This window comes from Xanthomonas arboricola (assembly GCF_002940665.1).
GTDB classification, from domain to species: domain Bacteria; phylum Pseudomonadota; class Gammaproteobacteria; order Xanthomonadales; family Xanthomonadaceae; genus Xanthomonas; species Xanthomonas arboricola_B.
Genome location: NZ_MIGY01000001.1, coordinates 198638 through 211591 on the forward strand (window position 1 = coordinate 198638; position 12954 = coordinate 211591).

Genomic DNA, 12954 nt, shown 5'->3' on the forward strand with positions numbered 1-12954 from the left:
GGGGCTGGCTCGCTCAGCCGTAGCGACGTACCACGCGGTCGCCTGCGGCGGTCTTCAACACCACGTCGCTGGGCTGACCGGTGGTCAGACAATGCAGCTTGGCCATCAATTCGGCATTTTCCAGCGCGCCCTGCTCGCGTAGATAACGCAGCGGCGACCACTGCGGCCGGGTCACCCACCAACCGCCCTGTTCCGGGTGAATACGGACAACATAGCGTGACTCGTCCATCAGAGCCTCCGGCCGGCGCATGCAGCGATGGAACGACGGAAACGGGCAGCGTGTGAAGGCGCAGCGCACCGACGGCGGGAGGGCCATGGCCCGGTCAGGGATGCCGGCGTGCCCTTACTCAAGGGGCCGCGGGAGAGTGGCCAAAGGCCCCGCGTCCGGCATAGCCAGAATGTCTTTTCGCTCATACAAACGCCGTCGGGCGGACACTGGCACAAAGGTAGGAAAATTCTTACATGACACCGATCAGAGCTGGCGCTAAATTCGCGTTCGAGCGGCACGTACACGTCGCAGATGGCCGTCGACGGGCGCAGACGGCGCGGGGACATTCGTCGCTCTTGAAGATGCCTTGGGGGAGACGTCGCATGCATCTGCTCAGGAAGTTCCAGTTTCCGGTCAAGACCGCAATGGTGGTGGGCTATGTCCTGGTGATCAGGGAAGCGATCGTGCTGTGGTCCTGATACCGCTCTGTCTCCAGGCTGCCGTATAGCGATTAGCGGCACCCGTCACGGTGTCTCAATCCGCATCCACCCAGCCACGCTGTTGCGCTGCGACCAGGTCGGCGGGCGTGTCCACGTCCAATGCGAGCGCCGGGGCGCTGATGCAGCCCAATGTCTGCACGTCCAGGCTGGCGAACAAGCCACGCAGGCCGCTGTCGCCCTGGAGCGGCACATCGGCCCAGGCCGTGTGGGACACCACCGCGGGGATGCCGCGCACACCGGCATACCCGCTGGTGGCACATCCGGATGCGGCACGGTCAGCCTCTTCCAGCAAGGCGCGCAGATGCGGCGTGTCCAGCGCGGGCTGATCGCACCCCAGGATCAGGCTGCGCCTCAGCGACGTATCGTCCTGCACATGCTGGCGCAGCGCAGCCAGACTGGAGCCCATGCCGGCGGCCCACTCGGAATGACGTAGCACTTCCACGTCCAGACCTTGCAGGACATCGGTCAACGCGTCGGCATCGGCGCCCAGCACCACCACGCAGCGACGTGGCGCCGTCTGCAGCGCGATGCGCGCGAAACGCCGCAACAACGGTTCGCCCTCGCGCAGCAGCAATTGTTTGGAGCGCCCCAGCCGGCGTCCTGCACCCGCGGCGAGCAGCAGCGCAACGTGATCGCTACTCATGCGTCGGATGCCATCGCGCGAAGCGCACACCGGCGCGCGGTCGGCAGCATCGGACCCGAATCGAAAAGTGCATTGCACGGGGTTGCGTCTGGACGAACGATAATGGCTGACGACGGCAATCGAGCTGCGTCGCAGGAGACGTCGGCATAGTGATCAAGTAATTCGGTCATGGCGACGTGGCGTGCATATTGGAGATGCGCCAGCCTAAAGATGTAACTGTGCGCGCAGAGTGACTAAATGCAATGCACTTACCGGACGCGAGTAACGCTCACGCTACAGCAGGGATTTCATCGGCTGATTGCCGGCGCTGGATGGCGCAGTTATTGTCATCCGGGAGGCGCAGCAGGTAAATGCATGCCTTATAAGACATATCAAAAATTACTTTTTTACAAATCAATCGCTTCAGTGCAGAAACTTATCCGGCAACCACGCACCAACAGTGTTGGCGACTGAATATTGAAATTCACATTGAAGTGAATGCAAACGCGACTGAGGCTTCCCTGCCCGCTCGCAGGGCAGCAACAGACTCAGCCAGCCACTGCAGCTGCCTGCCCATCGGCAACCGCCTGAGTGGCTTCGGCAATGATGCCCAGCGCAATCGTATGCGGTGAGGAGCGCCCCATGCGCCAGCCCGCCGGCAGCCGCAATCTGGCCAGGGCGACATCGTCATGCCCGAGCGCACGCAGTGCCTGCAGGCGTGCCTTACGTTTCTGGCGGCTGCCCAGAATGCCGATGCAGGCAGCCCTGGAGGCAAGCCCCCGACAGGCGACCTGCAGATCGCTGTCGCCGTCGTGCGCGAGGCTGTACAGCGCAGTGTCCGCATCCAGATGCAGATCCTGCAGCGCTTCGCCCAACGTACGGCGATCGTAATGGTCCGCGGCCAGTCCCGGCGGTGGTTCGCTGGGTCCATGCGGACGCAGCACACGTACCTCGATGCCCATCTGGCTGGCAAGCGACACCAGTACCAGCAGCGCAGGATCGGCACCGACCAGCACCAGCCGTAACGGGGGCCGATGCGTGCGCAGGAATTCGTCGGGACGCAGGTCCTGCATATTGACCGGATAACGGACTGCGCCAGTGATCCGATCCAGCGCGACATGAAACGGGCGACGATGCTGGCGCGCATTGCGCCAGCGTGCCAGATGCTCGCCCAGGTCCTGCACCGGCCAGACCAGCACGCCGATACGGCCGCCACAGCTGAGCTGGATATCCAGCACCTGACTGCCTTCGCCGTAGTCCAGCCAGCGTGGAGTACCGTCGCGCAGGGCAGCGATGGCCTCGTGCGCCACTGCGGCCTCCACGCACCCGCCCGAAACGTAGCCGGCCACCCGGCCGTCGGCGCTGATGGCCATCTCGCTCCCCAACGGTCGCGGCGAGGAGCCTTGCACCTCGATCAGCGTGGCAATGGCCACACGCTGCCCCGCTCGGTGCCAGGCGCTCAGCGTGGGCAGCAGGTCATCGTGCAGGGCATAGCTCGGCCATGCCGGCCACGCCGGCTCGGCCGGCGCCGCATGCGTGACTGGGGCCACCACTGCGCTCACGCGCGCAGCAACTCGGGCAGATGCGGGAGCAGCTTGTCCAGCGTGACCGGGTAATCGCGGACGCGCACGCCGGTGGCGTTGTAGACCGCATTGGCGATCGCCGCCGCCACCCCGCAGATGCCCAGCTCGCCGACGCCCTTGGCCTTCATCGGCGACGACATCGGGTCGCTTTCTTCCAGGAAGATCACGTCCTGATGCGGGATGTCCGCATGCACCGGCACTTCATAACCGGCCAGGTCGTGATTGACGAAAAAGCCCAGCCGCTTGTCGACCGCCAGCTCTTCCATCAGGGCCGCACCCGCGCCCATGGTCATGCCACCGATGACCTGGCTGCGCGCAGACTTGGGGTTGAGGATGCGCCCGGCCGCGCACACCGCCAGCATGCGGCGGATGCGCACCTCGGCAGTGGCGATATCCACGCCGACTTCAACAAAGTGCGCGCCGAAGGTCGACAGCTGATGCGTCTTGGAAAGTTCGCCGAACTCGATCTTGTCCTCCACCACCAAGGCGCCATTGGCCGCGGCATCACCGAGCGGGATGCGCTTGCCGCCGGCACGCACGTGGCTGTCGGCGAATTCAGCCTTGGCCGGGTCCAGCCCCAACTGCTTGGCGACGGCTTCGCGCAGTTTCACTGCCGCGGCATACACGCCGGCAGTGGAACTGTTCGCACCCCACTGGCCGCCGGAACCGGCCGAAGCAGGGAAGCTGGAATCGCCCAGCCGCACGTCCACCCAATCCAGCGGCACGCCCATCATCTCTGCGGCGGTCTGCGCAATGATGGTGTAGGAGCCGGTGCCGATATCGGTCATGTCGGTTTCCACCACCACCCGGCCGCCCTGCTCCAGCCGCATGCGCGCGCCGGAGGTCATCACCGGCGCATTGCGGAATGCGGCCGCCACGCCCATGCCCACCAACCAGCGCCCATCGCGGTTGCTGGCCGGCTTGGCCTTGCGCTTGGACCACGCGAAACGCGTTGCGCCATCTTCCAGGCACCTGACCAACTGACGCTGCGAGAACGGACGCTGCGGGCTTTCCGGATCCACCTGGGTGTCGTTGACGATACGGAACTTGACCGGGTCCATGTCCAGCTTCTCGGCCATCTCGTCCATGGCCACTTCCAGTGCCATCAGGCCCGGCGCTTCGCCGGGCGCACGCATCGCATTGCCTTCTGGCAGATCGAGCACGGCCAGGCGTGTGGAAATCAGGCGATTGGCACCGGCGTACAGCAACTGGGTCTGCGCGGCCGCGATTTCCGGTCCGCCCTCGGGCAGGTCGCCGGACCAGCTCTCGTGCGCGATCGCGGTGATCTTGCCATCGCGCTGTGCACCGATACGGATGCGCTGCACGGTGGCCGGGCGATGCGTGGTGTTGTTGAAGATCAGCGGCCGCGGCAGCATCACCTTGACCGGGCGTCCGACCTGGCGCGCGGCCAGCGAGGCGAGCACCGCATCGGCACGCAGGAACAATTTACCGCCGAAGCCGCCACCGATATACGGCGACATCAGACGCACGTTTTCGCGCGGGATCCCCAGCGTCGTGGCCAGATCGCCCGCGCTCCAGTCGATCATCTGATTGGAGGTCCACACGCTCAGCTTGTCGCCTTCCCACATGGCGATCGATGCGTGCGGCTCCATCATCGCGTGCGAATGATCGGGCGTGGTGTATTCGGCATCTAGCTGCACCGGCGCTGCCACGAAGGCGCTATCGAAATTGCCGACTGCACTGTTCGGCGCCCCGCCCTCCTTGGTGACCTTGGCGCCATCGCGTGCCTTTTCCAGATCGTAGGCGCCGACATGGCGAGCGTAGTCGACCTTGATCAGCTGGCCTGCGGCACGCGCCTGCTCGAAGGTTTCGGCAACCACCACCGCAATGGCCTGGTGGTAATGCTGGATCTCCGGACCGCCCAGCAACCTGGCCGTGTTGTATTTGCCTTTCTGCAACTTGCCCGCATTCTGCGCGGTGACAATGCCAAGCACGCCGGGCGCATTGCGCGCCGCGCTCAGATCGATGCTGCGAATGCTGCCCTTGGAGATGCCGGCGCCCACGATATGGCCGTAGGCGGCACGTCCAGGCAGATCGTGATGCTCGTACGCATACGGCGCCAGCCCGGTGGTCTTGAGCGGACCGTCGATACGATCGACCGGCTTGCCGACGACCTTGAGCCGGTCGATGGGATTGGTACTGGCGGGAGTGTCGAATTTCATATCAGGCCCTCGTCTCGGCCAGGACCGCGGTCAAGGCGCGCTCGACCAGCGGCAGCTTGAAGGCGTTGTGTTCGGTAGGTCGTGCGCCGTCGAGCAGCACGGAGGCAATTGCACGCGCGCCCTGGCGCGACTGCGCTTCGGCCGCCTCGCTGCGCCACGGCTTGTGGGCGACACCGCCTACGCCGACACGCAGGCTGCCATCGCGCTGCACGACCGCTGCAACCGACACCAGGGCGAATGCGTAGGAAGCGCGATCGCGCACCTTGCGATAGACATGCGTGCCGCCGAGCGGCTTGGGCAGGCTCACCGCCGTGATCAGTTCGCCGCGTTCCAGCACGGTTTCCAGGTGCGGCGTCTTGCCGGGCGCACGATAGAACTCGGACAACGGCACCGCTCGTATCTGTCCATCCGGACGCACCGTCTCGACCACCGCGTCCAGGACGCGCATGGCAACGGCCATGTCGCTGGGGTGGGTGGCGATGCACTCTTCGCTTGCGCCGATCACCGCCAGCTGCCGGTTGAAGCCACCGATCGCCGCGCAACCGCTGCCCGGCAGGCGCTTGTTGCACGGCTGATTGGTATCGTAGAAATACGGGCAACGTGTGCGTTGCAGCAAGTTGCCTGCGGTGGTGGCGCGATTACGCAGCTGCCCCGACGCACCTGCCAGCAATGCGCGCGATAGCACGGCGTAATCGCGACGCACACGGGCATCGGCTGCCAGATCGGTATTGCGCACCAGGGCGCCGATGCGCAGGCCGCCGTCCGGCGGTTCCTCGATGGTATCCAGACTCAGTCCGTTGACATCGATCAGATGCGAAGGCGTCTCGATCTGCAGTTTCATCAGATCGAGCAGGTTTGTGCCGCCTGCGATGAACTTGGCATCCGGCTGGCGCGCAGCCTTGGCCGCGGCGTCGGAGGGCGAGGCGGCGCGTTCGTAGCTAAACGCCTTCATGCGTACTCTCCCGCAACATCGTTGATCGCATCGACGATGTTGGAGTACGCGCCGCAACGGCAGATGTTGCCGCTCATCCGCTCCTGCAATTCCGGCGTGGTGAGCCTGGTCTTGCCGGTCAGATCCTCGGTGACATGGCTGGGGATGCCGCGCTTGACTTCGTCCAGTACCGCCACCGCCGAACAGATCTGCCCAGGCGTGCAGTAGCCGCACTGATATCCATCGTGCTTGACGAAGGCCGCCTGCATCGGATGCAGCTTGTCCGGCGTGCCCAGGCCTTCGATGGTGGTGATCTTGCCGCCCTGATGCATCACCGCCAACGACAGGCAGGAGTTCATCCGCTGTCCATCGACGATCACGGTACAGGCACCGCATTGGCCATGGTCGCAGCCTTTCTTGGTGCCGGTCAGATGCAGGTGTTCGCGCAGGGCATCGAGCAGCGTGGTGCGATTGTCCAGCGTCAGGGTCACTGGCTTTCCGTTGACCTCGAACGCGACCTGGCTCGATGCATTGGCAGGCTCGACCGCCTGCCGGTGCGACATCGCCTTGCCTGCAGTCACGGCCATCGACTGGTTTGCGGCAACGCTGGCTGCTGATGCCGTGCCAGCGATCAGTATCTCGCGACGGGTCATCTTGATCTCTCTCATGGCTGGCATCTCCAACAATGCTGGCTTATACATTCCTTAAACAATGTGCAGCGCGGTCGGTCACAATCACGTGAGCATGCAGCGGATGCACGCGGGCGCGAAGCGGGGGTATGGCCCGATTCTAGAGCCGCGTTCGGCGGGTATTGGCGGCATGGAGTGCATGCGCCTATGAAGCGCGCTCACCATTGCTGAAATGCATGGCCTACTCGCTACGCAACGATCATGCGGGCTGGCAGCCCGCGTTTTGCGGGCTTCGCGGCGTATGAAGTGATTCAAGATCTTCCACATGCTGCCAGGAAACACGTGCTGAGCGGGAAGACGTCGTCCCCGTCCGCGCGCTTGCCTCCGTCTCCACTGCGCGGTGCTCGTCTGCCGTATCCGGATGCACTGCATCGAGGACATCCGGACGCCAACGACCGACTTGGAGCGACCACCAATGCGTGACCGGCAGCCGTCAGGCGGGGCATGGATGGTGTGGAAGTGTGGTTCAGTGCCACATGCCGATTCCACGCAGCGCCCGCGCCCGCCTGACGGTAAGCGCAGGAGTTTGTCAGCCGCTCCTAGAATTCCAGCACGATCTTGCCCAGATGGCCGCCGGCCTGCTGCAACGCGAAGGCGTCGGCGATAGCGTCGAGCGCGAAGGCGCGATCGATCACCGGACGCAGCGGCAAGGCATCCAGTGCACGCACCAGTTGCCGTTGATGCATGCGGCTACCGACCACCAGCCCCTGCAGGCGCTGCTGTCGGCCCATCATTTCGGCGGTCGGCACCGGACCCGCGGCACCGGTCAACACACCGATCAAGGCGATATGCCCACCCACCCGCGTAGCGCGGATCGATTGCGCCAGCGTGCCCGGCCCACCGACCTCGACCACATGATCCACGCCACGCCCGTTGGTGATTTCCAGCACCTGCGCCGACCACTCGGCATGCTGACGATAATTGATGATGTGGTCGGCGCCCAGCGCGCGCGCCCTGGCCAGTTTCTCGTCGGACGATGATGTCGCAATGACGGTGGCGCCCATAGCCTTGGCGAACTGCAATGCAAAGATCGACACGCCGCCGGTACCGAGCACCAGCACGCTGTCGCCGGCCTTGAGTCCGCCATTGACCACCAGGGCGCGCCATGCCGTGACGCCGGCCGTGGTCAAGGTCGCCGCTTCGGCATGGCTGTAGCCGGTCGGAGCGTGCGTGAACGCATGCGCGGCGGCCACGACCGCAGAGCGTGCATAGCCATCGACGCCATCGCCGGGCGTGGTGGCAAAGCCGGCCTGCTGCGGCTCGCCATCCAGCCACCCGGGGAAGAAGGTGGACACCACATGGTCGCCGACGGCGAATTCGTCCACTTCAGGCCCGACGGCTTCGACCAAACCGGCACCGTCGGACATGGGGATGCGGCCGTCAGCCGTCGGCATCTGCCCGGCCACCACGCCAAGGTCATGGAAATTCAACGAGCTTGCATGCAGCCGCACCCTGATCTGACCGCGTGCCGGTTGCCCAGGGTCGGGCAGCGCAACGACGTGTAATGCATTCAGGCCTGCAGGATGAGCTAAACGAATCGCGCGCATGAGGCGCTCCTTGCTGTGATCGACGTTCGGGATAACACCCCGGGCGTTATCCGCATGCAGTCGAGCTGGCTTTCGGTCCTGTTGTCGGTAGCCGTGCGTGATCGCATCGTCGAGCGCGTGACGAGAGCAGGCTGGACAGCAGCGCGGTCGCACGCCACGCGAACTGCCGCGCAACGCATGAGGCATCAATCACAGATCGGCATTGCGCCACGCGATGCAAGCGATTCCACGCGACGCCAACGGCTAAGCTGGCACGGCAGTTGCAATGTCCTGATGTCCAGACAGGTAACTCCCGTGACATCGTCCACAAAGCGGCGACGGCAACGAGCACAACGTATCGCGTTGCACTTTGTGCTGAGCATTTCGTGCTTGCTGCTGCTGGGTTCGGAATACTGGTCCATCCACGAAGAGCGCGGAAGTGCGCTGCGCACCGCCGAAGCGCAATCGTTGAATCTTGCCAATTCGCTGGCGCAGCATGCCAGCGACACCATGACGATCGCCGATGCCGTGCTGTCCGGGTTGGTGTCGCGGGTGGAGCACGACCAAAGATCGGCCAGTGCGCGACTGGTCATGCATGATTTTCTCGTGCATGAAGCGCGTCGCTCGGACCGGCTGCATGGCATCTTCATCTATGCGCCCGACGGCAGCTGGGTGAGTTCGTCACTGGATAGCACGCCCAGAACGCACAACAACGCCGATCGCGCCTATTTCAAATATCACCGCAACCATCGCGACGCCTTGTCGCTGGTCGGACCGCCGGTACAGAGCCGATCCGATGGCAGTTGGGTGCTCACGTTGAGCCGGCGCCTGAATACCCCGAGCGGCGAGTTTGCAGGCGTAGTCCTGGTCACGCTGCAACTGAAGTATTTCCAGAATTACTACAGCACTTTCGAGGTCGGCCCGAACGGCACCATCGGCATGACCAATGACGATGGCATCGTGCTGGTGCGCCTGCCCGACAAACCGGGCGTGATCGGCACCTCGATCGCAGGCACCTCGATCTACGCCACCATGCGCGCCCGCAGGCACGGCACTGCCACCTATCGTTCGCCGATCGACGGCGTGGAGCGCATTTCCAGTTTCACGCCAGCGCGGGCGTATCCATTGACCGTGTTGACCGGTGTCTCGGTCGATGACGCATTGGCCAACTGGCGGCAATCGGCGCACCAGCGCATCGTGGTCGCCACCCTGGGGTGCGCGTTGCTGTTGGGCGTCGGCATCTGGCTGGATCTGCAACTGCGCCGCATGCATCGCAACGAGGACAAACTCAGCACCGAAGCCTGGATAGATGCACTCACCGGCATCGCCAACCGCCGTGCGTTCGACCACCGGCTCTCCCGTGCCTTGCAGCAGGCTGTTCATCGACAAGCGCCACTCTCGGTGCTGATGATCGATGTCGATCATTTCAAGCTTTACAACGACACCTACGGCCACGTCAATGGCGACGCCTGCCTGCGTCTGATCGCGCGCGCGATTGCCGGCTGCTCGCGGCGCAGCGAAGACATTGCCGCGCGCTACGGCGGCGAAGAGTTCGGCATGATCCTGCCGCAGACTGATGCCGCCGGCGCACTGCGGCTGGCCGACGCGATCCGCAGCGCCGTCGCCGGGCTCGGCCTGATGCACCTGTCCAGCCCGACCAGCGCGCACGTCACCGTCAGCGTCGGCGCAGCGACGTTCGAACCGGGCCAAGCGCCACGCACTCCGGATGCCTTTGTGCACGACGCCGACTCGGCGTTGTACCGCGCCAAGCAGAACGGCCGCGACCGGACGTCGGCGTAGCGCGACAGACAGCGGAACTGCGCTCAACACCAGGCGGGCGCGGCCCGTGCCCGGAGTCGGCATGTGCCAAGCGACAGGCCAGTTCCCGCGCGACCTGCACGTCAAACAATGGTTGAACGGGCCTGGCTTGCGTCGATGCAATCAGTGGCCAGCACGCAGAAGGCCCGCGCGATGCGGGCCCTCCTGAATGACAGACAGGCTGACTGCCGATCAGAACGGAATATCGTCGTCGGCAAAGTCGTCCATCGGCGGTGCCGACTGCTGCTGGGCCGGCTGCTGACGACGCGGGGCGTAATCCTGTCCGCCACCCTGACCACCACCGCCACCGCCTTGCTGCTGGCGCGGAGCCTGGCTGCGCTGCGGGCGATCACCACCCATGCCGCCACCACCGCCGCCTTCGCCACGGCCGCCGAGCATCTGCATCTCGTTGGCGACGATGTCGGTGCTGTACTTCTCCACGCCGTCCTGGCCGGTGTACTTGTCGTAACGCAGCTCGCCTTCGACGTACACCTGCGAGCCCTTGCGCAGGTACTCGCCGGCGATCTCGCCCAGCTTGCCGAAGAACACCACCCGATGCCACTCGGTGCGCTCCTGGTTGTTGCCATCGCGGTCCTTGCGCATGCTGGTGGTGGCCAGACTCACGCGCGTGATCGCCATGCCGGCCTGGGTGTACTTGGTGTCGGGATCGTTGCCGAGGTTGCCGACGAGGATGACTTTGTTGATGCCGCGGGCCATAGATGCTTCCGAGATGGTGCGCCGGCGCCAGTGGGCACGGCGGTGAATGTCTTGGTGCCAATGTTACCGCACCTGCCGGCCACGGTACCGGCGGATCGCCGCAGCGCCGGGCCGGGGAATGCCGCGCCGGCAGGTCGGAATCCGGGCGCTCGCGGACAGGCCCGACGCCGGCGCCGCAAGGGTTTGCGGCCACGCCGGAGGCCCTCGCACACGGCCAGCGGGACGGATCTGGCCCAGACACCTATAATCGGCGCACATCACGAACGCCTGCGCATGACCATCGCCGAAGACCTCCCCACCGTCCTGGGCTTGCCCCAGATCCAGTCCCTCGCCGCGCCCGACATGGCCGCGGTCGACGCGCTGATCCGCCGCCGTCTGGCCTCGGACGTCGTGCTGATCAACCAGATCGCCGATCACATCATCTCCGCCGGCGGCAAACGCCTGCGTCCGATGCTGGTGATGCTGGCCGGCCACGCCGCTGGCGGCTCCGGCCCGGAGCACCATCAGCTGGCGGCGATCATCGAGTTCATCCACACCTCCACCCTGTTGCACGACGACGTGGTGGACGAGTCGGACCTGCGCCGCGGGCGCAGCACCGCCAATGCGCTGTGGGGCAATGCGCCGAGCGTGCTGGTCGGCGATTTCCTGTATTCGCGCAGCTTCCAGCTGATGGTGGAGCTGGACCGCATGGAAGTGATGCAGATCCTGGCCGACACCACCAACCGCATCGCCGAGGGCGAGGTGCTGCAGCTGCTGCACGTGCACAACCCCGACACCGACGAAGCCGCCTACCTGCGCGTGATCGAGCGCAAGACCGCGGTACTGTTCGCCGCCGGCACCCGCCTGGGCGCGCTGGCCTCGGGCGCGGATGCGCAGGTGCAGCAGCGCCTGTACGACTACGGCATGCAGTTGGGCTTTGCCTTCCAGATTGCCGACGACGTGCTCGACTACGCCGCCGATGCCGCGGACCTGGGCAAGAACCTGGGCGACGACCTGGCCGAAGGCAAGGCGACCCTGCCGCTGATCCACGCCATGGCGCACTCGGATGCGAGCACCCGGGAGCGGCTGCGCCAGATCGTCGAACAGGGCGATGCGAGCGCAATGCCCGAGGTGCTGGCGGCGATTCACGCCACCGGCGGCCTGAATTACAGCCGCCAGCGTGCCGCCGAATACGCTGCCGCTGCGGAACAGGCGCTGGACGGCTTGCCGCCCAGCCCTGCGGTTGCAGCGTTGCGTGGTCTGGCACGTTATGCGGTGGAACGCACGCATTGATCCGGGCGGCAGGTTTCGCCTGCCGCGCTCACTGAACGGGCTGTCAGGCGGCGGTCAGCCGCGCCTGGCCACCTCATCAATCGCCAAAGCGTTCGTCGAAGAAATCGCCGAGCATGCGGTAGGCACGTTTCGCCGCACGTGGGTTGTACAGGCAGCCTGGCGGGCTGTTGGCATCGGCTTCGGCAAAGCAATGCACCGCACCGCTGAAATTGACGAACTGCCAGTCCGCGCCGGCCGCATTCATCTCGGTTTCGAAGGCCGCGATGTCCGCCTTGCTCACGCTCTTGTCGTCGGCGCCATTGAGTACCAGCACCGGCGTCCTGGCCGAGCCGGCCGCCGCCGGGCTGGGTGTGGCGATGCCGCCGTGCAGGCTGACCACACCGGCCAGCTGCGCACCTGCGCGCACCAGCTCCAGCACCGTGGTGCCGCCGAAGCAGAACCCCACCGCACCGATGCGTGATGCATCCAGCGGCGCCTTGCCGGCCTGCGCCTTGAGCACATCCACCGCTTTCAGCGCGCGGGCGCGCAGCGTCGGCGGGTCCTTCTTCAGGGCACCGGCAAACTGCCCGGCCTCGCTGTCGTTGGCCGGACGTTTGCCCTTGCCGTAGACGTCGGCAACCAGCACCACGTAGTCGTCGCCGGCCAGTTGCTTGGCCTTGGTGACCGCCGAATCGTTGACGCCGCGCCAGTTCGGCACCATCACCAGGCCTGGGCGCTTGGCGGCACCGGCATCGTCGTAGACCAGCACGCCGCCGAAGGTGTCCTTGCCGATCGTCCATTCCAGCGGTTTGGCCTGCATCGCTGCGGCGGCGGGCAACGCCAGCGACGCCAAGACACCGAACAACCCAACGCCACGCCATCTCCATTGCTTGTGCATGTGCCTGCTCTCGGGAAGGTCCGGCGAG

General features: G+C 65.3%; 11 protein-coding genes. 2 read left to right on the forward strand and 9 right to left on the reverse strand.

The features are described 5' to 3' along the window. Nucleotides 1-13: 13 nt before the first annotated feature. The 7 genes from XarjCFBP7645_RS00945 to XarjCFBP7645_RS00975 form a co-directional block, all read right to left on the reverse strand. Nucleotides 14-229 carry a hypothetical protein gene (locus tag XarjCFBP7645_RS00945; protein ID WP_104536698.1) on the reverse strand — a complete coding sequence of 72 codons (216 nt, stop codon included), beginning with the start codon at nt 227-229 and terminating at the stop codon, nt 14-16. Between the two features lie 513 nt (nt 230-742). Further along, on the reverse strand, nt 743-1351 hold the full coding sequence (locus tag XarjCFBP7645_RS00950) for a nucleotidyltransferase family protein (RefSeq protein ID WP_104535904.1): 609 nt from the start codon (nt 1349-1351) through the stop codon (nt 743-745). A gap of 527 nt (nt 1352-1878) precedes the next feature. Then, nucleotides 1879-2892, reverse strand: coding sequence for an XdhC family protein (locus tag XarjCFBP7645_RS00955; RefSeq protein WP_104535905.1), 1014 nt, complete (start codon nt 2890-2892; stop codon nt 1879-1881). Next, a complete protein-coding gene (gene paoC, locus XarjCFBP7645_RS00960) occupies nt 2889-5096 on the reverse strand; it encodes an aldehyde oxidoreductase molybdenum-binding subunit PaoC (protein ID WP_104535906.1) in 2208 nt (735 codons plus the stop codon). Before paoC ends, XarjCFBP7645_RS00955 begins: the two co-directional genes overlap by 4 nt. Before the next feature lies 1 nt (nt 5097). Then, complete coding sequence (locus tag XarjCFBP7645_RS00965) at nt 5098-6048, reverse strand: FAD binding domain-containing protein (protein ID WP_104535907.1); 951 nt, start codon at nt 6046-6048, stop codon at nt 5098-5100. Continuing rightward, on the reverse strand, nt 6045-6704 hold the full coding sequence (paoA, locus tag XarjCFBP7645_RS00970; protein ID WP_258079485.1) for an aldehyde dehydrogenase iron-sulfur subunit PaoA: 660 nt from the start codon (nt 6702-6704) through the stop codon (nt 6045-6047). The genes XarjCFBP7645_RS00965 and paoA overlap by 4 nt, the downstream gene beginning before the upstream one ends. A 551-nt stretch (nt 6705-7255) precedes the next feature. After that, nucleotides 7256-8263, reverse strand: coding sequence for a zinc-dependent alcohol dehydrogenase family protein (locus tag XarjCFBP7645_RS00975; protein WP_104535908.1), 1008 nt, complete (start codon nt 8261-8263; stop codon nt 7256-7258). Nucleotides 8264-8536: 273 nt separating this feature from the next. Here XarjCFBP7645_RS00975 and XarjCFBP7645_RS00980 point away from each other — a divergent pair, with 273 nt between their 5' ends. Further along, nucleotides 8537-10042, forward strand: a complete 1506-nt coding sequence (locus tag XarjCFBP7645_RS00980) for a sensor domain-containing diguanylate cyclase (protein ID WP_181126091.1) — start codon at nt 8537-8539, stop codon at nt 10040-10042. A 210-nt stretch (nt 10043-10252) separates the two neighbouring features. Here XarjCFBP7645_RS00980 and XarjCFBP7645_RS00985 read toward each other — a convergent pair whose 3' ends face one another. After that, a complete protein-coding gene (locus XarjCFBP7645_RS00985) occupies nt 10253-10777 on the reverse strand; it encodes a single-stranded DNA-binding protein (protein ID WP_016902371.1) in 525 nt (174 codons plus the stop codon). 273 nt (nt 10778-11050) lie between these two features. On the opposite strand from XarjCFBP7645_RS00985, the gene XarjCFBP7645_RS00990 reads away from it, so the two are divergent. Beyond that, the gene (locus tag XarjCFBP7645_RS00990; RefSeq protein WP_104535910.1) at nt 11051-12049 is read left to right on the forward strand and encodes a polyprenyl synthetase family protein; all 999 of its coding nucleotides are present in this window, start codon (nt 11051-11053) and stop codon (nt 12047-12049) included. A 76-nt stretch (nt 12050-12125) separates the two neighbouring features. Here XarjCFBP7645_RS00990 and XarjCFBP7645_RS00995 read toward each other — a convergent pair whose 3' ends face one another. Continuing rightward, nucleotides 12126-12926 carry a dienelactone hydrolase family protein gene (locus XarjCFBP7645_RS00995; protein ID WP_047130474.1) on the reverse strand — a complete coding sequence of 267 codons (801 nt, stop codon included), beginning with the start codon at nt 12924-12926 and terminating at the stop codon, nt 12126-12128. Nucleotides 12927-12954: the final 28 nt, after the last annotated feature.